The 21139-nt window shown below is 64.8% G+C and carries 18 protein-coding genes and 1 pseudogene; 6 read left to right on the forward strand and 13 right to left on the reverse strand.

Features of this window, described 5'->3' with window-relative positions:
* The first annotated feature begins 78 nt into the window (after positions 1 to 78).
* The gene (locus AC1D0O_RS11940; protein WP_477653746.1) at positions 79 to 726 is read left to right on the forward strand and encodes a cysteine hydrolase family protein; all 648 of its coding nucleotides are present in this window, start codon (positions 79 to 81) and stop codon (positions 724 to 726) included.
* Positions 727 to 753: 27 nt separating this feature from the next.
* Here AC1D0O_RS11940 and AC1D0O_RS11945 read toward each other — a convergent pair whose 3' ends face one another.
* From AC1D0O_RS11945 to AC1D0O_RS11975, 7 genes and pseudogenes are all read right to left on the reverse strand, one after another.
* Positions 754 to 4995, reverse strand: a complete 4242-nt coding sequence (locus AC1D0O_RS11945; protein ID WP_477653986.1) for a calcium-binding protein — start codon at positions 4993 to 4995, stop codon at positions 754 to 756.
* A 192-nt stretch (positions 4996 to 5187) separates the two neighbouring features.
* Positions 5188 to 5457 (reverse strand): annotated as a pseudogene (locus tag AC1D0O_RS11950) (DUF6973 domain-containing protein); the annotation flags it as partial.
* Entirely contained in the window at positions 5454 to 6014 is a 561-nt protein-coding gene (locus AC1D0O_RS11955; RefSeq protein ID WP_477653747.1) for a hypothetical protein, read from the reverse strand. The gene AC1D0O_RS11955 and the pseudogene AC1D0O_RS11950, both read right to left, overlap by 4 nt.
* Positions 6011 to 6175, reverse strand: coding sequence for a hypothetical protein (locus AC1D0O_RS11960; RefSeq protein WP_477653748.1), 165 nt, complete (start codon positions 6173 to 6175; stop codon positions 6011 to 6013). The genes AC1D0O_RS11955 and AC1D0O_RS11960 overlap by 4 nt, the downstream gene beginning before the upstream one ends.
* 412 nt (positions 6176 to 6587) lie before the next feature.
* Complete coding sequence (dbpA, locus tag AC1D0O_RS11965; protein WP_477653749.1) at positions 6588 to 8003, reverse strand: ATP-dependent RNA helicase DbpA; 1416 nt, start codon at positions 8001 to 8003, stop codon at positions 6588 to 6590.
* A 46-nt stretch (positions 8004 to 8049) separates the two neighbouring features.
* Positions 8050 to 8835: a crotonase/enoyl-CoA hydratase family protein gene (locus AC1D0O_RS11970; RefSeq protein ID WP_477653750.1), complete on the reverse strand. Its 786-nt coding sequence runs from the start codon at positions 8833 to 8835 to the stop codon at positions 8050 to 8052.
* Entirely contained in the window at positions 8829 to 9083 is a 255-nt protein-coding gene (locus AC1D0O_RS11975; RefSeq protein ID WP_477653751.1) for a DUF2917 domain-containing protein, read from the reverse strand. Before AC1D0O_RS11975 ends, AC1D0O_RS11970 begins: the two co-directional genes overlap by 7 nt.
* Before the next feature lie 152 nt (positions 9084 to 9235).
* On the opposite strand from AC1D0O_RS11975, the gene AC1D0O_RS11980 reads away from it, so the two are divergent.
* Positions 9236 to 10159 carry a LysR substrate-binding domain-containing protein gene (locus AC1D0O_RS11980; RefSeq protein WP_477653752.1) on the forward strand — a complete coding sequence of 308 codons (924 nt, stop codon included), beginning with the start codon at positions 9236 to 9238 and terminating at the stop codon, positions 10157 to 10159.
* On the opposite strand, the gene AC1D0O_RS11985 is transcribed toward AC1D0O_RS11980, so the two are convergent.
* Positions 10156 to 11124, reverse strand: a complete 969-nt coding sequence (locus tag AC1D0O_RS11985) for a pyridoxamine 5'-phosphate oxidase family protein (protein WP_477653753.1) — start codon at positions 11122 to 11124, stop codon at positions 10156 to 10158. The genes AC1D0O_RS11980 and AC1D0O_RS11985 overlap by 4 nt on opposite strands.
* Positions 11121 to 11774, reverse strand: coding sequence for a glutathione S-transferase family protein (locus AC1D0O_RS11990; protein ID WP_477653754.1), 654 nt, complete (start codon positions 11772 to 11774; stop codon positions 11121 to 11123). The genes AC1D0O_RS11985 and AC1D0O_RS11990 overlap by 4 nt, the downstream gene beginning before the upstream one ends.
* Positions 11775 to 11914: 140 nt before the next feature.
* Here AC1D0O_RS11990 and AC1D0O_RS11995 point away from each other — a divergent pair, with 140 nt between their 5' ends.
* Together AC1D0O_RS11995 and gorA are read left to right on the forward strand one after the other, a co-directional pair.
* Positions 11915 to 12805, forward strand: a complete 891-nt coding sequence (locus AC1D0O_RS11995) for a LysR family transcriptional regulator (protein ID WP_477653755.1) — start codon at positions 11915 to 11917, stop codon at positions 12803 to 12805.
* 61 nt (positions 12806 to 12866) lie between these two features.
* Positions 12867 to 14237, forward strand: coding sequence for a glutathione-disulfide reductase (gene gorA / locus AC1D0O_RS12000; protein WP_477653756.1), 1371 nt, complete (start codon positions 12867 to 12869; stop codon positions 14235 to 14237).
* Here gorA and AC1D0O_RS12005 read toward each other — a convergent pair.
* The gene (locus tag AC1D0O_RS12005; RefSeq protein WP_477653757.1) at positions 14234 to 15235 is read right to left on the reverse strand and encodes an FHA domain-containing protein; all 1002 of its coding nucleotides are present in this window, start codon (positions 15233 to 15235) and stop codon (positions 14234 to 14236) included. The two genes, gorA and AC1D0O_RS12005, sit on opposite strands and share 4 nt — an antisense overlap.
* Positions 15232 to 16593 (reverse strand): S1 family peptidase, encoded by a 1362-nt coding sequence (locus AC1D0O_RS12010; RefSeq protein WP_477653758.1) that lies wholly within the window; start codon positions 16591 to 16593, stop codon positions 15232 to 15234. The genes AC1D0O_RS12005 and AC1D0O_RS12010 overlap by 4 nt, the downstream gene beginning before the upstream one ends.
* A gap of 89 nt (positions 16594 to 16682) precedes the next feature.
* Here AC1D0O_RS12010 and AC1D0O_RS12015 point away from each other — a divergent pair, with 89 nt between their 5' ends.
* Positions 16683 to 18182 (forward strand): AMP nucleosidase, encoded by a 1500-nt coding sequence (locus tag AC1D0O_RS12015; protein ID WP_477653759.1) that lies wholly within the window; start codon positions 16683 to 16685, stop codon positions 18180 to 18182.
* A 16-nt stretch (positions 18183 to 18198) separates the two neighbouring features.
* Positions 18199 to 18768 carry a D-alanyl-D-alanine dipeptidase gene (gene ddpX, locus AC1D0O_RS12020; RefSeq protein ID WP_477653760.1) on the forward strand — a complete coding sequence of 190 codons (570 nt, stop codon included), beginning with the start codon at positions 18199 to 18201 and terminating at the stop codon, positions 18766 to 18768.
* Positions 18769 to 18779: 11 nt separating this feature from the next.
* Here ddpX and AC1D0O_RS12025 read toward each other — a convergent pair whose 3' ends face one another.
* Positions 18780 to 19880 (reverse strand): mechanosensitive ion channel family protein, encoded by a 1101-nt coding sequence (locus AC1D0O_RS12025; protein ID WP_477653761.1) that lies wholly within the window; start codon positions 19878 to 19880, stop codon positions 18780 to 18782.
* Positions 19881 to 19927: 47 nt separating this feature from the next.
* Positions 19928 to 21133 carry a formate-dependent phosphoribosylglycinamide formyltransferase gene (gene purT, locus AC1D0O_RS12030; RefSeq protein WP_477653762.1) on the reverse strand — a complete coding sequence of 402 codons (1206 nt, stop codon included), beginning with the start codon at positions 21131 to 21133 and terminating at the stop codon, positions 19928 to 19930.
* Between the last annotated feature and the right edge of the window lie 6 nt (positions 21134 to 21139).

Genomic DNA, 21139 nt, shown 5'->3' on the forward strand with positions numbered 1-21139 from the left:
CCACTGTCCCGAAACCGCGTTCAGGCCAACAATTCATCCATCACCAACCGCAAACGCTTCAAGCACAGGAAATTTTTCATGACCACCAGCAACACCACCACCCCCAAAGCCCCGCGCCGCGCTCTCGTCGTGATCGACGTGCAGATGGAATACTTCAACGGCGGCCTGCTGATCGAATACCCGCCCGTCGCACAGACCCTGCCCAACATAGGCCGCGCCATGGACGCCGCCCGCGCGGCCGGCATCCCCATCGTCGTGGTGCAGCACAGCGAATCCGCCGCCGCGCCGGTGTTCGCCAAGGGCTCCGCCACCTGGGCGCTGCACGAGGCCGTGGCCAGCCGCCCGCGCGACCATTACATCGAAAAAGCCTGGCCCAGCGTCTACACCGGCACCGACTTCGCGCCATGGCTGGAACAGCACGGCATAGACACCCTCACCGTGATCGGCTACATGACGCACAACTGCGACGCCTCCACGATTTTTGAAGCCACGCACCGCGGCCTGCACGTCGAGTTTTTGACAGACGCCACCGGCGCCCTGCCCTATGCCAATGAAGCCGGCAGCGCCAGCGCCGAGGAAATCCACCGCGTGTTCAGCGTGGTGTTCCACTCGCGCTTCGCCGCCGCCGGGTCTACCGATGCGTGGATCACCGCCATCGAGTCCGGAGGGCGGCTGGAGAAAGGCAATATCCTGGTGTCGAACCGCGCGGCGCTGGCTGCGCGCTGAGGCGGGCGCGGGGAAAGCGCGGACAGTTCAATGCCAGTTGGCGGCCAGCAAGGGCGCCAGCGCCGTCTGCTGCGCCGCCGTCAGGCTTGTCTGACCCATGGCCGGCGGCGTGAAGCCGGCCATGGCCTGTACCAGCTTGTCGACCTGAGTGTCCTGCAGCAGCTTGCCGTCACCACTCTTGATCTGCTCGACGTGGTATTGGCTGCCCAAGTACCAGTCCTGCACCGTGATCTTGTCCGCGGTACCGATGATGCTCACCTCCAGGTTGTTGCTCACCTTGCGGAACCACAGCTGGCTGGCTGTGATGCCGGACCCGAACTGCGCGGTGTCGCGGTTGCCGGTGGTGGCGTCGTTTTCCTGGACGGTGTCACTGCCATCGCCGCGATTGAGCACATAGATGTCATTGCCCGCCCCGCCGGCCAGCGTGTCGTTGCCCGCGCCCCCTGCCAGGGCATTGGCCGCCGCGTTGCCGGTGAGCGTGTTGTTCAGCGTATTGCCGGTGCCGTTGATGGCGCCAGTGCCGGTAAGCGTCAGGTTCTCGACATCGTTGCCCAAGGTGTAGCTGATCGAGGCACTGACCAGGTCCGAGCCTTCGCCCGCCAGCTCGACCACCTTATCACCGGCGCTGTCCACCGTGTACGCATCGTTGCCCAGGCCGCCATACAAGCTGTCGTTGCCGGCACCGCCATCCAGGCTGTCGTTTCCGTCCTCGCCGTACAAGGTGTCATCGCCTGCGCCGCCGCTCAGGCTGTCGTTGCCGCTACGTCCATACAAGGTGTCGTTGCCTGCCTGGCCGGAAAGCGTGTCGGCGGCTGTGGTGCCGCTCAACACATCGTTGCCGGCGGTTCCGGCAAACAGCCTGCCCTGGATCGCCGCGAGGTTCCACACGGTGCCGTCGGCGAATTTGAACTGCTGCACGCTGTTGTACGCGCTGGCGGTGCTGTCGCCGTAGAGGAAACCGTTGACGGTGATCTTGTCGGCAGTGCCCGCAATGGACACCTCCAGTGCGCTGGTGCCGCCAAAGGTGCTGTCGGCGACCTGCCTGAGCACGATCTCCGAGGCCAGCACGCCGGCCTTGAATTGCAGGGTACTCAGGCGCCCGGCCGTGCCGTCGTCGTGGTAGCCGAGCAAATCCTGCCCATCGCCTTTGCCGAACAGGAAGACGTTGTTGCCCGTGCCGCCCGACAGGCTGTCATTGCCGGCGCCGCCATCCAGCGTATCGTTGCCGGCGCTGCCGTAGAGGGTGTCGTTGCCCAGGTCACCATTGAGCACATCGTTGCCTTCCCCGCCGTCCAGGGCGTCATTGCCGGCACCCGCATTGAGGGCGTCGTTGCCGGCGTCGCCATTGAGCATATCGGCCCCATCACCGCCATTGAGGGTGTCGTTGCCACCCGCGCCGTTGAGACTGTCATCGCCCGCACCTCCACTCATGCTTTCAGCGGCAGCCGTGCCGCGAAGAGCGTCGTTGCCGGCGGTGCCGGCAAACAGCTTGTTGCGCAGGGCTGCGATATTCCACACCGTTCCGTCAGCAAACCTGAACTGCTGCACGCCGCCATATGCGCCGGGGTCGTCGTTGTAGAAGAAGCCGCTGATGGCAATCTTGTCGGCGGTGCCGGCAATCGAGGCCTCCAGGGCAAGATCGGTCCAGAACGGGTCAACGACCTGCCTGAGAACGATGTCCGAGCTGAGCACGCCGGCCTTGAGCTGCAAGGTGTTGAGCGTGCTTCGCGCGAGGTCGTAGCGGTTGCCGATGACGTCCTGCCCGTCGCCCTTGCCGAACAGGAAGACGTTGTTGCCTCCGCTCCCGACCAGCGTGTCCCTGCCGGCGCCGCCGTCCAGCGTGTTGCTGCCGACACCGTCGTAGAGGTAGTCGTTGCCGGCCCCGCCATTGAGGGTGTCGTTGCCCTCTTCGCCTTGCAGCGAATCGTCGCCGTCGCCGCCGTTGAGGACGTCGTTGCCCCATGACCCGTAGAGCCTGTCACTGCCCGCGCCGCCGCTGATGGTTTCCGCGCCGTTGGTGCCAAGCAGCGTGTCGTCGCCGGCGGTGCCGGCAAACAGCTTGCTCTGGATGGCGGCCAGGTTCCATACCGTGCCGTCGGCAAACCTGAACTGCTGCACGCCGTTGTAGGCGCTGGTCGCGTCGCCGCCGTAGAAGAACCCGTTCATGGTGATCTTGTCGCTGGTCCCCGCGATGGAAACCTCCAGCGCGCGCATGCTGCCGAGCGTGCCGTCGGCCTCCTTGAGAATGACCTGCGAGCTGAGCACGCCGCTCTTGAACTGCAGCGTCGCCAGCCTGCCGGCGGTTTCATCGTAGGTGTATACCGTGTCCTGTCCATCGCCTCTGCCGAACAGGTATGTGTTGTTGCCCTTACCGCCACCCAGGGTATCGTTGCCGGCGCCGCCATCCAGGGTGTCCGCGCCGTCTTCACCATACAGCATGTCATCGCCCGCGCCGCCGTTGAGCGTGTCATTGCCGGCCGCGCCGTTGAGGCTGTCGTCGCCCGCACCGCCGTTGAGGGTGTCCGCGTTAAGGGTGCCGCGAATGTAATCAATCCCGCCGGTTCCGGCGAACACCTCGCCCAGGATGGTGGCAATATTCCACACGGTGCCGTCGGCAAACCTGATTTGCTGCAGGCCATTAACGGCATTCGCGGTATCGTCACCGGCGAAGAAGTTGTCGATGGTGACCTTGTCGGTCCGACCCTCGATGGAGACCTCCAGCGCCCTGGTGCTGGCAAGGTCGGCATCGTAGACCTGCCTGACGGTCACTTCCGAAGCCAGCACACCGGCCTTGAACTGCAGGGTGTTGCGCTTGCCCACGGTGCTGTCGCCATAGCCCGCGTAACCGGCGGAGCCGATGATCACATCCTGGCCGTCGCCTTTGCCGAAGAGGTAGGTGTTGTTGCCCAGGTCACCGACCAGGGTGTCGTTGCCGGCGCCGCCGTCCAACACATCATTGCCGGCTCCGCCATTCAGCCTGTCGGCACCTATGCCGCCGTTGAGCGTGTCGGCGCCATCCCCTCCCTTGACAACGTCATCCCCCATGGTGGCCAGGTACCAGTCAAAGCCTTGGCCTTTGATGCTCCCGCGCTGCTGGAGTTTGGCGAAGACCTGCATGCCGGCATCGCCCATGGTCTTGAGGTTGCCGATAAATTCGGCGACCACGGCCTGGCCCTGGGCGGGGTTGGTGTTGTACTGCGTTCTCAGCAGGGCGGCCAGGGCGCTGACGTCCAACTCCAGGTTCTGGGTCGCGGCGTTCCATTGCAGGGCGATGCTGTCGTACAAAGGATGATAAAAGCCTTGGGTCATGAGCTGCTGGTACAGGGTCTCGCTGAGTTCGGCGTAGGCCTGGCTCAAAACCTCGGAGGCATGAGACCCCGGGGGCACCGGGCCGGGGCCGCCGTAGCCTACCTGCACATAGTCCCGGCCCATAAAGGCTTCGATGGCGTAAAGCTTGCGCGCATCGATGTAGGAACCGCGGCTACCGGCCATCTGCTTGTCGCTGCCAGTCCAGGCCCACAGAATCTGGTCAAAGAGGTTGTGGCGCACGGCCGCGTCGGTGCTCCTGAGGAAACTTTGCACCAGGCCCTGCAGCTTGCCGCTGGCGTCGCGTGCCATGGCTTGGTGCAGGCTGTGCACATTGCCAAAGCCGGCCAGGTCGGGCAGCGCGGCAATCGTGCTGTTGACCGCAACCAGGCTGGTTTCGATAGTACGGGCCAGGTCCACGGCAAACCAGACGTCGTCCATGGCGCGGGTTTGCCCTCCCGTGGTGGTGAAGCTGCCGGCCTGCAGATGCTGATTACCGTTGACGTCTGTCACCGCCTGCGCTGCGTAGCCGGTGTTCAGGCTCTTGACGCCGGCTTGGGCCAGGGTGAGCAGTTCACCGGCATCGGCCATCCCGTTGCTGTTGGCGTCTTTGAAAATGCGTAATTTTCCGAAAGCGGCATCTGCGGCATCCACTTTGCCATCCTTGTTCTCGTCGAGTTCATCCAGAGCGCCAAAGCCATTGGCAGCCTTGCTGCCACTCTTCAGAACCGTGTTGTTGCCGAACAGTTCTGTGCCGTTGTCGATCTGTCCGTTGCCGTTCTTGTCCCAGACCAGCATGCCATCGTTCTTGCCCACCCAGCCGCTGAGTTCGACGAAACCATTGGCATCGTGGTCAAAGTGGATGCCGGCGTCTTCGCCCAGGGTTTCCGCGCCGTTCTTGCCGTCGAGGTCGAGGACCAGAGGACTAGCAGTCAGCTGGGCTTGGTTGAATTGGGTTTGCAAGGAGGTGATGAGGTTATCGTTCGCGCTGGGCCAAGGCATCCCTGTAAAAGGGTCGCCACCGCCATCCACTCGTTCATTCACGCGAGGATCGGTCTCGGGGTCTTTTATGAGACGGCCGTCGCTTAAGGCTATACGGACGTCCTCTGCAATTCTCGGTGCAGCATCACGATCCTTCCATCCATACCGATCTCCTATACGCGCTCCCTCCCTGTTGTTCCAGATGTCCATTCTTGTTTCACGAAAATCCTCATTGAGATAAACAACTTCGTGGATAGCGCCAAGAATCTCTGGGGTGCTTTCACCAAAGTACTGAGCGAATCGGGCCGCCACGTAAGCATGTCTAAATGCGTCGCTCGCATCATTCATTCCAGTGCGTTCACCCCAAAACTGAGTTGCCTCAGCGTCAAACAGTTTTTGCAAAGCAACCGCTCCAGCAGCGCCAACTATGAATGGCCAAATCATTTTTTGTCCTTTGTTTCAGCATCAAACACAACACCTCTATTGCGATCTACATAGCGAATAGTCAGCTTGTCTAACGCCGCACATCGCTCCTTTTTTGGGGCTGGTTTTATCCTGGTGCTCATTCGATACAGCCGATTGATGCTTCCGCCTTTTAGCCCAATGAGCCACCAGACGGTAGGATCCGTGCCTATCAAGCCTTGAACTCTTCGGTCCAAGTATTCGCGGTCTTCCCGACTTAAATATTCCAGTGATTCGGACGCGTCATAAGGCAGCAAAAAGCAGACGGTATCGCTGTCTTCAAGAATTTTCTTTAAGGCCCAAGGGTTCTCGGCGGTCAGGGCTGAGGACAGCTCAGACTCGATCGCATAGTCACTTGGCCATCTATAAGCATGGAACCATGTCAGCAAGACCAAAGCGGCCAGTACAAGAGCCGCATTGGATATCCACAGAAGCGGCTTCGGACTGATAGCTATTACTTTGCGCAAAACGATATGCCGAATGACTGAGAGCACAAGCATGAAGCACAAAATCTGCAATAAAAAAACAAGCCCTGTCATGTCAAAATTCTCACGCCCCCGGTCAGGCCCTTGAGGAGCCGCTGGCCCGGTGCTTCGGCGGGAGATGATTTTTTCGGGCCTATGGTTTCACCGGCGAGCGCATCCTCGTGCAGGCCTTCCCGCAGGTCTGGGCACTCGTCAACCTGATCGAAATAATCCATTCCCTCGTCCCTTGTTTTGCATTGGTCGCTGGACTGTAAAGAGAGGAAGGGAAAGACGCCAATAGCGTTTGAACATCTGTACATGCACGTCTCTCATAGGGTGAATGGACACAAACACAAACGTGGACACAGACCCAGACACCCACGCATCGACCCGCATGAGTCGTGCATTCAGAGGGAAACAGCGGGATTCAACGCAGAGGGCCAGCGATGCTCTCGGAGAGTGAATTCGAGAAACGGGAACAGAAACCGCGACCTTATGACGCCTGGTTCCGGTCAGTCGCATCAGTTTTTTGCGAACAAAAGCCAGGCGAAAAAAAGCCGCGCAAGATGCGCGGCCGGTTGCAGATGTTGAGATCGACCCGCGATTGAGGCGGCGACATCACTGAAGGCGCTGAACGCCCAGCACGCCTCAGTCCTCGAGCAGCCGCACCTTCACGCTCTTGCCCTTGACGCGGCCGGCGGAAAGTTTTTGCAGCGCTTCGTTCGCGATGCGGCGGTCCACCGCGACATAGGTCGAGAACTCATTGACGTTGATCTTGCCGACTTGCTCGCGCGTGAAGCCGGCCTCGCCGGTCAGCGCGCCCAGCACGTCGCCGGCGCGGATTTTTTCCTTGCGGCCGCCGACGATCTGCAGGGTGACCATGGGCGGCAGCAGCGGCTCATTGCTGGCGGGTGTCAGCTCCGTCAGCTTGTGCCAGTCGGACTCGGCTTTCTGCAGTACCTCGATTTTCCCGACGTAGCCCATCTCGTCCATGCTGGCCAGGCTGATGGCCCAGCCCTCTTCGTCGGCGCGGCCGGTGCGGCCTATGCGGTGGATGTGCACCTCGGCGTCGGGCGTGACGTCGACGTTGATGACCATCGCGAGTTGCGCGATGTCCAGGCCGCGCGCGGCCACGTCGGTGGCCACCAGCACCGAGCAGCTGCGGTTGGCAAACTGCACCAGCACCTGGTCGCGCTCACGCTGCTCAAGTTCACCGAACAGGGCCAGCGCGCTGAAACCCTGGTCTTTCAAGTACGCCACCAGTGCGCGGCACTGCGACTTGGTGTTGCAGAAGGCCAGTGTGCTGGCCGGACGAAAGTGCCGCAGCACCTGCGCGACCGCGCCCAGGCGGGCTTCATCGTGGTCGCTGTCGGGCACCTGGTACCAGCGCTGCTGGATCTTGGTTTTTTCATGCTGGGCCTGCACCGTGATGGTTTGTGGCGTCTTCATGAACTGCTGGCTGAGCTTGGCGATGCCTTCAGGATAGGTCGCCGAGAACAACAGGGTTTGCCGCTCTTTGGGGCACTGTTTGGCGACGGTGACGATGTCTTCGAAAAAGCCCATGTCCAGCATGCGGTCGGCTTCATCGAGCACCAGGGTGTTCAGCGCTTCAAGTGTGAGGTTGCCGCGCGCCAGGTGGTCCATGATGCGGCCGGGCGTGCCGACCACGATGTGCGCGCCGTTTTCCAGGCTGGCGGTCTGGTTGCGCAGCGGCACACCGCCGCACAGCACCACGACTTTGGTGTTCTCCTCGGCGCGCGCCAGGCGGCGAATCTCGGTGGCCACCTGGTCGGCCAGCTCGCGTGTGGGGCACAGCACCATGGCTTGCACCGCAAAGCGGCGCGTATTGAGGTTGGCCAGCAACGGAATCGCAAAGGCCGCCGTCTTGCCGCTGCCGGTCTTGGCCTGGGCGATCAGGTCTTTGCCCAGCAGCGCCACCGGCAGGCTGGCGGCCTGGATGGGCGTCATGCTCAGGTAGCCGAGCTGTTGCAGGTTGGCCAGCGTGGCGGGGGTCAGCGGCAGGCTGGCGAAGTCGGTATTGGAGGAAGAAGGGGAGGAGCTCATCCCCCATTATCGGCGTTGACCCCAGGAACCTGCGCTTAGGCCTCTTTTAACGATGGTTAAAGACAGGCCGGCGCTTCTCGACAAAGGCCGCCGTGCCTTCCCTCGTGTCCCGCGAAGCCGCCGCGATCATGAACTGCGCGGCCTCAATCGCCAGGCCCTCGTCGATGGAGACGTTGAGCCCGCGCGTGACCGCGCGCAACGAGGCCGCCACGGCCACGGCGGAGTTTTCGGCGATGCGGTCGGCCATGCGCAGGCAGGCCGGCAGCAGCTCATGGGCCGGCACCACGTGGTTGACCAGGCCTATCAACAAGGCTTCCTCGGCGCTGATGGCGTCGCCGGTCAGGATCATTTCATTGGCGCGCTTTCGGCCTATGTGGCGCGGCAGGCGCTGCGTGCCGCCGAAGGGCGGCGGAAAGCCCAGGCGGATCTCGGGTTTGGCAAAGCTCGCGTGTTCGGCCGCGACGGCGATGCTGCAGGCCTCCATGGTCTCGCAGCCGCCGCCGAAGGCGATGCCGTTGACGGCCGCGATGATGGGCTTGGGGTAGTTCTCGATGCGCCGCGTCATCGCCTGGCCACGCATCACGAAATTGCGCCAGGCGGTTTCGGGCGAGGCGGCAATGTCGGGCGCGAAACCCGCGATGTCGGCGCCGGCGCTGAAGGCTTTTTCGCCCGCACCGGTCAACACCAGGCAGCGCACGCTGTCGTCGCGCTCCAGGGCATTGAGCCTGTCCATCAGTTCGTCTATCAGTTCGTAGCTCAGCGCGTTCAGTTTCTCGGGGCGGTTCAGAATGAGCACCGCGTGTTGGCCGCGGCGTTCGGTTTCTATCAGCATGTAGTCTCCAGGGGATTTCGGGCAGTGGCGTCGGGTGAAACAAATGACAGCACGCCACAACCGCGCGGGGCGCCGACAAAATAGGTGGCGGCCTGCGGCGTGACGAAGGACTGGCCGCTCTCCAGCACGATGTCGCTGTCGCGGCGCCCGGCCAGCGCATCGCTGGTGATCCAGAGGCAGCCGCCGGCGCAGGCCAGGACCTGGCCGCGCGGCAGGCGCAAGGGCTGGGGGATGGACCCGAGCGTCAAGGGAGTTCTCAGGGTCTGTGGGGTTTGTGGGATCTTCATGGCCACGCCTTTCAAAAGTGTGGTTTGATTCTTCCCTGGTCCCGGCCCGCGCGGCCGGATGGTTTGTCATCCGGGGTATTCCCACCGTTCATGCCACTCATGTTGTTCATGCCATGCTGAGCCCTTCTTCCTCCCACGCGCTGCGCGCCATGTCGCTGGACGCGATACGCGGTTTCGAATCGGCGGCGCGCCACCTGAGCTTTACCGCGGCGGCCGAGGAGCTGTGCATCACGCAGTCGGCGGTCAGCAAGCAGGTCAAGGGCCTGGAAGACGCGCTGGGCGCGGCGCTGTTCCTGCGCGGCGGCAAGGGCCTGAGCCTCACACCGCAGGGCCGTGAACTGTATGAGGCGGCCCGCGCAGCACTCGTTCAGCTGGCTTCGGCCGTGGACCGCCTGCTGGCGTTGGACAGGGTCTCGGTGGCGGTCACCACCACGCCTTCCTTCGCCGCGCTGTGGCTGGCGCCCAAGCTTGCAAAATTCCAGTTGCTGGAGCCCGCCATCGACGTACGTGTCGACGCCTCGGAAGACCGGGTCAACCTGGAGCGCGAAGGCATGGACCTGGCCGTGCGGCTTTATCAGGTGCAGCCGGGTGACGAGGGCCCGCCGCCTCTGCTGCAGGAGCAGGCCTTATTGGTGGCCGCGCCTGCCGTCGCGGCGCGCATCCATTCGGCGGCCGACATCCTGCACACGCCGCTGCTGGTCTACTACGACCCGGCCACGCGGTTTCCGTGGATGTCGTGGCCGGACTGGTACGAACGCCTGGGCCTCAAGCAGTCGGCGCAGCAGCCCTGCCTGTATTTCTCGCAATACGAACACGTGCTGACCGCCGCCGTGCAGGGCGCCGGCATCGCCATAGGCCGCACGCCGCTCATGCTGCCTCAGCTGCGCAGCGGCCAGCTCACCGTTGTCTTGCCGGGCCAGACGGTGGATGGCCTGGCCTACCGCATCGTGACTTCGGCCCACAGCACGGACCGGCCGGCGGTGCAGAAATTCCGTGCCTGGCTGGAACGCGAACTTGCGCTCGAAGCCATAGGCTAAGGCCGCCCGTTCCAATCGCCGGTAGCTTCCAGCACCGGGGACAGCTCGGCTTCACCCCAGCGCAGCGGCAAGGAAGACTCCACCAGCCGCATAGCTTGCACCTTGAAGCGCATCAGGCGCTGCGCTCCGGCGAAGGAATCCACCTCGGGGCCCTCCCAGATGATGTCGGCCGTGACGGCCAGGTACAGCAAATCGCCGGTGTCGAAGTCGATGAACAACAGGCCGGCACGCGGGTTGACCACCAGGTTGCCCAGGGTGTTGAAAAAGTAATTGCCGACGAAGTCGGGCACGGTCAGCGTGCCGTCGGCCTCCACGCGCACAAAGCCGGGTTTGCCGCCACGGTGCGAGACGTCGACGCCGCCGGCCCGGCCGGCTTGCTCACCGTCGCCGGCATAGGCGGTGGCGATGAACAGCGTGTCGGCCTGCTCAATCATGCGGCGCGCCGCGTCGCTCAGCTGCGGCGACTCGTGCACCACCCGCCCGGTTGCGGGCACGGGGCGGTCGACATAGACAGGCTCACGCGCCTGGATGTATTTGGGGCAGTTGCCAAAACTCTGGCTCAGCTCCACCGCGAAGCCCGAGGCATTGAGGCCGCGGACGATGCCATTCATGCGGTTGCGCCTGCGCGTGTGCGGCTCTATGCCCAGCAAGCCTATCGCGGCGCCATCGACCAGCGTGCCTTGCAGGGGATCACCTGCGAGCGGTTTGGTGCGCAGCAGCAGGTGGCGCGCATCGGGCGAGTGGATAAAACCCGGCGGCTGGGCCAGCACCGAGGCCCAGGGCTGGCCGCTCGCATCCACCGTGCCGGCGACCACAAAAGGCAGCTGCTCAAAAAACTCGCGGTGCTGGTCGGGCATGAAGTCGCGGATCACGCGCGGGCCGATTTCCGCCATGCGCGCGCGCACCGCCGCCCCTACGCGCGCCTGTGCGGCACGCTCGCCTTCGTGGAAGGTTGCGGCGTTCATGCGGCCAGCCCTATCGGTGTCCTGACCATGGGCACAAAGCGCGGCAAGGCCTCGATGCGGGCCAGCCAGGCGCGTATGCGCGGGTAGGCTTCCAGCGAGACCTTGCCTTCTGGCGCATGGGCCGAATAGCTGTAGTTGGCGATGTCGGCCAGCGTGGGCGTGCTGCCCGCCAGGAAGGCCGACTGGCCCAGTTGCTGCTCCATCACCGCGAACAGGGCGTGCGCGCGCTCAATGGCTTCCGGGCTTTCCGGGCGCTTGAACAGCTGGATCACGCGAGCGGCGGCCGGACCGTAGGCGAGCTGCCCGGCGGCGACCGACAACCAGCGCTGCACCGCCGCGGCGGCCAGCGGGTCGCGCGGCAGCCACTGCTCGGCATCCGGGGCGTAGCGCGCATTGAGGTAGACCAGGATGGCATTGGAGTCGGCCAGCGTGACCTCGCCGTCCTGGATCACCGGCACCTGGCCGAAAGCGTTCATGGCCAGGAAGGCCGGCGTCTTGTGGTCCTTGGTAGTCAGGTCGATCTCGATGCGCTCAAAGGGCAGGCCCAGCAGCGAGAGGAACAGTTCCACCCGGTGCGAATGACCGGAGACGGCGACGCGGTACAGGCGTATGGGCTGTGAGGGCTGGGCTTTGGCGGCGGGTGTGCTCATGGCGGGGCTTTCGGTAAGTTGAAAAATCTGGCTCTCGAGGGTGGATTCTGTTTGAACCGATATCCTGAATAAATGGCTTAAACGGCATTTAACTAATCCACTAACTGGATGAATCCCCACAACAGGGTTAGCATGTCGCCATGGACAAACTCCGGGCCATGCAGGCCTTTATTCACATTGCCGAACAAGGCAGCCTCACGGCCGCGGCCCAGGTCATGGAGTCGTCGCTGCCGGCCGTGGTGCGCACGCTGGCCGGCTTTGAGGCGCAGCTGGGCGTGCGCCTCTTCAACCGCACGACGCGCCGCATCTCGCTGACCGAGGAGGGGCGCCGCCACCTCGAAAGCTGCCGCCAGCTGCTGGCCGCGCTGGCCGATGCCGAAGCGGCGCTCTCGGCCGACGCGGCCGAACCCGCGGGCCACTTGACGATTACCGCGCCCATGCTGTTCGGCCAGATGCATGTGGCGCCGGCCGTCACGCGCTTTGTGCAGCAGCACGAAAAGATGCGCTGCTCCATGGTGCTGCTGGACCGCGTGGTCAACCTGCTGGAGGAAGGCATAGATGTGGGCATACGCATAGGCGAGCCCGAGGACTCCAGCCTGGTGGCGCAGAAGGTGGGCACCATCCGCCGCCTGGTGGTGGCCAGCCCGGCCTGGGTTCGCCGCCACGGCGTGCCCAAACATCCCAAGGACCTGCTCAAGGCCAACTGCGTGCGCCTGACGGACCATTCCCCCACATGGGGCCCGTTCATAGACCAGGGCAGGCCGCTTCGGCTTGCCGTCAGTGGTAATCTGGAGTTCAACCAGATCGCACCGGCCGTGGCGGCCTGCGCGGCGGGTGCGGGATTCGGCTCGTTTTTGTCCTACCAGGTGGCGCCGTTTTTAAAGACCAAACAATTGCGCACCGTGCTGGAGGATTTCGAGCCGCCGCCCCGGCCGATCAACATTGTTTACCCGCACGCCCGGCTGCTGCCCATGCGCACGCGGGTGTTCATTGAGTGGATGAAAAAAGAGCTCCGGGAATTCCAGTCTTGAGGGCCGGCATCCAGGCACCCGAAAAAACAACAATCAGCAGACAGCAGAACAAGGACGGCGCATGCAGACTTTTGACTTTGACCTTTTTGTGATCGGTGGCGGCAGCGGCGGCGTGCGCGCCGCGCGCATGTCAGCCCAGCGCGGTGCGCGCGTGGGCCTGGCCGAATTCGCGGCCATGGGCGGCACCTGTGTCAACGTGGGCTGCATCCCGAAAAAACTCTACAGCTACGCCGCCCACTACGGCGACAGCTTTGAGGAGTCACATGGCTTCGGCTGGACCGGCGAGGCGCCGGTTTTCAACTGGGACATCCTGAAAGCCAACCGCGCGCGCGAGATCGAGCGGCTCAACGGCATCTACGTGCAGCTGCTCGAAAGCTCGGGCGTGAAGATCATCAAGGGCTGGGCCCGGCTGCTCGACGAACACACCGTCGAGGTCGACGACCAGAAATTCACCGCCAAACACATCCTGGTCTCCACCGGCGGCACCGCCACCGTGCCCGCGCTGCCGGGCCGCGAGCATGTGCTGACCTCCGACCACATGTTCGACCTGAATCCTTTCCCGAAGCGCCTGATGGTGGTGGGCGGCGGCTACATCGCCTGCGAGTTCGCCTCCATCTTCAACGGCCTGGGCTCGAAGGTCACGCAGGTGCACCGCCGCGACATGCTGCTCACGGGCTTCGACGACGATGTGCGCCGCTTCATCGCCGCCGAGATGAGCAAGACCGGCGTCAAGCTGCAGCTGGGCACCGAAGTGGACTCCATCACCAAGACGGACACCGGCCTGCAAATCGCGTTCAAGGGCGGCGGGGCAGGCCTCGAAGTGGACGCGGTGCTTTACGCCACGGGCCGTGTGCCCAATGCCAACGGCATCGGACTGGAAACCGTGGGCGTGGCGGTGAACGCCGTCGGCGCGATACAGGTCAACGAGCACTACCAGAGCTCGGTGCCGTCCATCTATGCGCTGGGCGACGTGACGGCGCGCATGCAGCTGACGCCCGTCGCGCTGGGCGAGGCCATGGTGGTGGTGGACCAGCTCTTCGGCCCGGCAGCCGGCAAGAAACCGCGCAACATGAGTTATGAGTTTGTGCCGACCGCCGTCTTCACCCACCCCAACATCGGCACGGTCGGTTATTCAGAAGCCGACGCGCGCGCGAAGTTCGGCAAGGTCACGGTGTTTCGCGCCGACTTCAAGGCCCTCAAGCACACGCTGAGCGGCAGCACCGAACGCACGCTCATGAAGCTGCTGGTCGAGGACGCCACCGACCGCGTGGTCGGCCTGCATATGGTGGGGCCGGATGCCGGCGAGATCGTCCAGGGTTTTGCCGTGGCCATGAAGGCGGGCGCGACCAAGGCGATTTTTGACAGCACGATTGGGATTCACCCGACGGTGGCGGAAGAATTCGTCACCATGCGGGAACCCGTGAAATCCTAATCGGCGTCCGGGTCTTCCGGGGTATCCGAATCCGGTTCGCGATCCTTCAGCCGCTCATCCAGCCGCTTGCGGATAGACCCGGCCTCCTCCAGAAACTGCGGCACCGGCACCGCGGGCGCCATGCGCAATGAGGGCGGGTAAATGGTGGACAGGTAAAGCTTGTTCGACAGGCGCTTGTTCTGCAGCCAGTTGGTGCCCAGCATCGCAACCATGCCGAGCACGGCGATGCCGGCCATCAGCCCGGCCAGGCCGCGGCGGCGCTGCGGGACGATGACCGTGAGGTGCAGGTAGACGGCGGCCGCGCCGCCCAGCAGCAACATCAGCCCCTCATAGCGCGCCAGGCTTTCGAGCGAGAACATAAAGGCCAGCAAGCCGGCCAGCGTGGACACCGCCTGCACCGCGAGCGTGCTGAAGCAGGCGATGCGCACATGGCGCCAGAACTGCAGGTGGCCGGTAAACAGCTTGGTGGCCAGTGCCCACAGTCCGGCCCAGATGGTGGTCCCCAGGACCACCGCGCCCAGCAGGCCGGGCAGTTGCCGCGCGAGCTGCGAGGGCTCGGTCAGCGTGAGCCACGACTGGCCCAGCACCAGGGCCAGCATGCCGGCCAGGGCCAGCAGCGTCCAGCCGGTGGTGCGCCAGGGGAAGTGCGGCAAAAGCTCTTCGGCCGGCACGGGCGCCTCGGCCAGGCGCAGGCCCAGCTTGAGTCGGCCCAAGGCCAGCGCCTCGCCATCGGGCCAGTTGAATTGCGCATCGCGGCCATGGCGGGCGCGGCCCAGGGCCACGCCGTTGACGCTGTCCAGCACCTGCACACTGACGCCGCCCTCGGGCGTGCGGCTGACACGCAGGTGTTCGCCGGCCACATGGCTGTCGTCCAGCACCAGGTCGGCCGTGAGCGCGCGGCCCACGGTAACGGGCCAGTGCCGTACCTCGAGCCGGGCAACCGTGGCGCCGTTGCGGTCGGTGGCCTGCAGCAGGCCCAGAATGGGGGTGGCGCTCATTTGGCGGCCTCCCACTTGAAGCCGGCAAGGTAGTGCGAGACCAGCTTGAGGCCATTCTCAAAACTCACCCCCTGCGCGTCCATGCGGCCCTGCACGCCGCGCGTGGACTGGTTGACCGACATGGTCAGCACCGACACGTCGTAGAGGCCCGGCAGCTTGCGGTAGGCGCTCATGCAGACCACGGCGCGCATAGGCATGCCGCCGGTGTCGATGAAGCGCTCGGAACATTCGGCGGGCGTGGCCTTGCGCGAACCGCGCGTGGCGAAATACTCATTGGCGAAGCTCTGCGAATACATCGCGGAGAAACGCAGGGGCCCGAGCTTGGGCGCGTTGTAGGCCTCGTAGCGCAGGCGTATGTAGCCGGTGTTGAAGTCGCCGGCGAACACATGGCTGTCGATCTGGCAGTCGGTGCGCTCCAGGTCGAAGGCCTTGAAGTCGGGCTCGCGTCCGCGGCCCCAGCAACGCGCCAGCGCGTCATCGGGCACGGGCACGCTGTAGCCGCCGTGCTTTTGCGCGGTCAGGGGCGTGGCGGTGAAGCGCTGCGTCAGCAGGGCCTGGTGTTCGCCGAGCTGGCGCGCGACTTCGGCATGGGCGGGCTTGGTGATGGGCTGGGCCGTGGCGGACTTGGCCAGCAGGGCCTGGGCGAATTCAGCCGGAATCAAAAAGCTCAGCAGTTCGCCGTCCAGCCGCTTGGAGACGTTGACGCCGACCACCTGGCCCGCATCGTCGAGCGCCGGGCCGCCGCTCATGCCCGGATTGAGCGCACCACCGAAAAAGATGCGCGGATAAAAGCTCCGCTGCACCAGGCCGTTGTAGGTGCCTTCGGTCACGGCAAAGCCGATGTCCAGCGGGTTGCCCAGCGAGTAGATGCGCTCGCCGCGCGCCAACGGCCTGTTGGCCCCGCGAAAGGCCAGCTGCGGCATGCCCGTGGCGGGCGCCTTCACGCGCAGCAGGGCCAGGTCGTTGCGCACATCGAAGGCGAGCAGTTCGACTTCGGCCTCCTTGCCGTCCACCGGCACGTAGACGCCGCGGTAGCGCTCGGGCTCCAGCGCAAGCTGGCTGGCCACATGGAAGTTGGTGATGATGAGGCCGTTGGCCGAGACAAAAAAGCCCGAGCCCACGCTGGCCTGGGTGTTGGAGTTGCGCAGCAGGGTGCGTATCTGCACCAGTTTGTCGCGCGTGGTTTCATAGGCGCGCTGGGCATCGCGGGAGATCTGGGCCGGCGCCGCGGCAGGGGCGGCGCCCGGCGCGCCGCGTGCCGGCGCGGGAGTCTGGGCGTAGGCTGCCTGAAGGCACAGAGCCCCCAGAAAGGCGCCCAATAGGGCCCGCAGTTGCCTCGAAGGCTTGGAATGGTTCATCGACGCATTCTAGGGTCTGGAGATGAAGAGCAGGTGCCGGGGAGTTGCCGCACAATGGGGCCATACGTAGAAAGACAGGCCACCTCTTCATGCCCTACCTCCCCCCTTTTATCGCCCCCACCCGTTACAGCGACCCGGCCGCCGCGCTGGCCCAGGTCCGCGCGATTTACGACCAGCAGATCGCCCACCTGCGGAGCGCCATGCAGCGTTATGTGGCTGGCGAAACCCTGCCCGGCCACGTGCGCGCCTGCTATCCCTTTGTGCGCATCCATACCGACACCGTGGCACGCGCCATACTGGAAACGCCCGACATCTCGCAGCTGAGCTTCGGTTTTGTCGCCGGGCCCGGCCGCTTTGAGACCACGCTGACCCGCCCCGACCTCTACGGCAACTACTACCTCGAGCAGTTCCGCCTGCTGATGCAGAACCACGACGTGGAACTCGAAGTCGGCACCAGCACGCAGCCGATACCTATCCACTTTTCATTCGCGGAGAACGACCACATCGAAGGCAATATGACGGCGGCGCGCCGCATGCTGATGCGCGACGTGTTCGACTTGCCCGACCTGGCCGCGATGGACGACGGCATCGCCAACGGCACCTACGAGCCCCTGCCCGGCGAGCCGCAGCCGCTGTCGCTGTTCACCGCGGCGCGCGTCGACTACTCGCTGCAGCGCCTGCGCCACTACACGGGCACCTCGCCGCACTGGTTCCAGAACTTCGTGCTGTTTACCAACTACCAGTTCTATATCGACGAATTCGTGCGCCTGGGCCATGAAGCCATGGCCGACCCGGACAGCGAGTACATCGCCTTCGTCGAGCCCGGCAACGTGGTGACCCGCCGCACCGGCCTGCCCGCCGCCGAGGGCGACGACCTCGGCGTGCCGCCGCCGCGCCTGCCGCAGATGCCGGGCTACCACCTGCTGCGCGCCGACCACAGCGGCATCACCATGGTCAACATCGGCGTGGGCCCGGCCAATGCCAAGAACATCACCGACCACATCGCCGTACTGCGACCGCACGCCTGGATCATGCTGGGCCACTGCGCCGGCCTGCGCAACAGCCAGCAGCTGGGCGACTACGTGCTGGCCCACGGCTATGTGCGCGAAGACCATGTGCTGGACGAAGAGTTGCCGCTGTGGGTGCCGATCCCGGCGTTGGCGGAAATCCAGGTCGCGCTCGAAAAAGCCGTGGCCGACGTGACCCATGCCGTCGGGCCCGACCTCAAGCGCATCATGCGCACCGGCACCGTGGCCTCCACCGACAACCGCAACTGGGAATTGCTGCCGGGCAACCAGCCGCAGCGCCGCTTCAGCCAGAGCCGCGCGGTGGCGCTGGACATGGAAAGCGCGACGATTGCCGCCAACGGCTTCCGCTTTCGCGTGCCCTACGGCACCCTGCTGTGCGTGAGCGACAAGCCGCTGCACGGCGAGATCAAGCTGCCGGGCATGGCCAACCACTTCTACCGCGAACGCGTGGACCAGCACCTGCGCATAGGCATACGCGCCATCGAACTGCTGCGCGCCGAAGGCATCACGCAACTGCACAGCCGCAAGCTGCGCAGCTTCTCGGAAGTGGCTTTCCAGTAAGCCCGGCCGCATCGCCATGAGCCAAGCGCCCCTCGTTCAGATCAGGGAAGCCACGCACGACGTCGTCATCGACATGATGTACGCGCGGCCCGACAACTTCACCGGCCAGGTGATCTACGGCCACACCTTCTGCTTTCTGCACCCCGAGGCTGAAGCCTGCCTGCGCCGCGCGGTGGCGGCGGCGCGCGGCTTCGGCTACAAGCTCAAGATTTTTGACGCCTTCCGCCCGCACGAGGCGCAGGAAGCGCTGTGGGCGGTGCTGCCCGTTCCCGGTTATGTGGCCGACCCGGCCAAGGGCTCCAACCACACGCGCGGCGTGGCGGTGGACCTGACCCTGCTGGACGCCGGTGGCCATGAGCTCGACATGGGCACGCCGGTCGACACCATGACGCCGGCCTCGCACCACTTCTACGCTGACCTGTCGGCCGCGGTGCAGCTCAACCGCATGAAGCTGCTGACCATCATGCTGGAGGCCGGGTTTGTGCATCACCCCATGGAGTGGTGGCACTACCAGTTGCCGGAAGCGAAAGAGTTCGAGCTGGTCAGCAGCGCGGTGTTTGCCGGCTGCCTGGACGCCGCCGCCTGAAGCCCGCAAGCCTAGGCTTGCGATGGCGGTCCCATGGGTTTATCAGCCTGGGAGCTCTCATCCCCCTTTGTGATCTCGGCCCGCATCGTGGGCAAAAACTGCGGGTACTCGCGCTGCATGAAATCCACCAGCGCCTCGCGCACCTTGCAACGCAGGTCCCAGTTGAGGCCGGAGTTGCCCGAGGTGAGCAGCAGGCGCAGCTGCATGCTGCGCTCGCCGGCCTCCACCACCTGCAGGAGGCACAGGCGCTTGTCCCATTCGGGCGCCGCTTCGCAGGCGCGGCGCGCGGCCTGGCGCAGCGGCTCCAGCGGCATGCGGTAGTCCACCCACAAAAACACCGTGCCGATGATCTGCGCGCTGTTGCGCGTCCAGTTCTGGAAGGGGTTTTCGATAAACCACTGCAGCGGGATGATCATGCGTCGTTCGTCCCAGATCTTGAGCACCACGTAGGTGCCGGTGATTTCCTCGACGCGGCCCCACTCGCCCTGCACGATGAGCACGTCGTCGATGCGCAGGGGCTGGGCCAGCGCCAACTGCAGGCCGGCGATCAGGTTGCTGAACACCGGGCGGGCCGCGATACCGGCCACGATGCCGATCACGCCGGCCGAGGCCAGCAGGCTGGCGCCCAGCTGGCGCGCGCCGGGGAAGGTCATCAGCATCATCGACAGGCCGGCGACCAGCACCATGAAGCCGACGATGCGCGCGAGCAGCCGCGTCTGGGTGTGGATGCGGCGCGCGTTGAGGTTGTCTTCGACCTCGACCGAATGCTGGCCTATGACGCCTTGCGCCACGCCGTCGACGGCGCGCAGCGCCAGCCAGGTGACGGTGGCCAGCAACAGCAGGATGTTGCCGTGGCGCACTTGTGAAATCAGCGGCAGCGCGTCGGGCGCGGCCTGCCAGACACCCTGCAGCGCGATCAGCGGCAGCACGAAGCGCGTGGGCCGCCAGCTGCGGCGCGCTACTGCGCTGGAAATCGGCAGGTTGCGCGTGATGCGCCAGATCACCGCCGCGCCGACACGGTGCACCACCAGGGCCAGCACCACGGCCACCACCGCGGAGAACAGCACGCGCCAGGCGGTGTCCTCCAGTAGATGAAGATCGCCGACATTCATCAGTGAAGGGCTCCGGGCATGGCTGCAGGCTTCCCGAGAACAGCTTCTCAGCCGGCCTTGCGCGGCCGCACCAGGGCGGCGGCGGTTTTGGCGTTGATGCGCGCGGTTTCGACGTCGGCGTCGAAGGCCAGCGCCACGCCCATGCGGCGTTTCACAAAACTTTCGGGCTTGCCGAAGAGGCGAATGTCGGAGTTGGGCACACGCAGCGCCTCGGCGACGCCGTCGAACACAATGCCCTCGGCATCGACGCCGCCGTAGATCACGGCGCTGGCGCCCGGGCTCTTGAGCGCGGTGTTGACCGGCAGGCCCAGGATGGCGCGGGCGTGCAGCTCGAATTCGTTCTGCCACTGGGTGCACATGGTGACCATGCCGGTGTCATGCGGGCGCGGGCTGACTTCGCTGAACCAGACGTCCTCGCCCTTGACGAACAATTCGACGCCAAACAGGCCCTGGCCGCCCAGGTTGTCGGTCACGGCCTTGCAGATGTCGCGGCTTTTTTGCAGGGCGGCCGGGCGCATGGGGTGCGGTTGCCAGCTTTCGACATAGTCGCCGCTGACCTGGACATGGCCGATCGGCTCGCAGAAATGGGTTTCGATTTTCCCGTCGGCGCCCATCGCGCGCACGGTGAGCTGGGTGATCTCGTAGTCGAAGTCGATAAAACCCTCGACGATGACGCGGCCGTGGCTCACGCGGCCGCCGGCCATGGCGTAGTCCCAGCCTTTCTTCACGTCGGCCGGCCCGGCGATCTTGCTCTGGCCCTTGCCCGAGGAACTCATCACCGGCTTGACGATGCAGGGGTAGCCGGTGGTCGAATCGATGGCGGCCTGCAATTCCTCCAGCGAGTCGCAAAACACATAAGGGCTGGTCGGCAGGCCCAGGGTTTCGGCGGCGAGGCGGCGTATGCCCTCGCGGTCCATGGTCAGGCGCGCGGCGCGGGCCGTGGGGATCACACGCACCGTGCCGGCGGCTTCGAGCTCTTCAAGCATGGCCGTGGCGATGGCCTCGATCTCGGGCACGACCAGGTCGGGTTTTTCTTTTTCAATCAGCGCCTTGAGCTGGGCCGGGTCGCTCATGGTGATGGTGCGCGCATGGTGGGCCACCTGCTGGCCCGGCGCGTTCTCGTAGCGATCGGTGGCAATCGTTTCCACACCCAGGCGCTGCAGCGCGATCAGCACCTCCTTGCCCAGCTCGCCGGAGCCGAGCAGCATGACTTTGGTGGCATGGGGAGACAAAGGGGTTCCGAAGATGGTCATAAGCGC

This window comes from Polaromonas sp. P1_F2 (genome assembly GCF_056405735.1).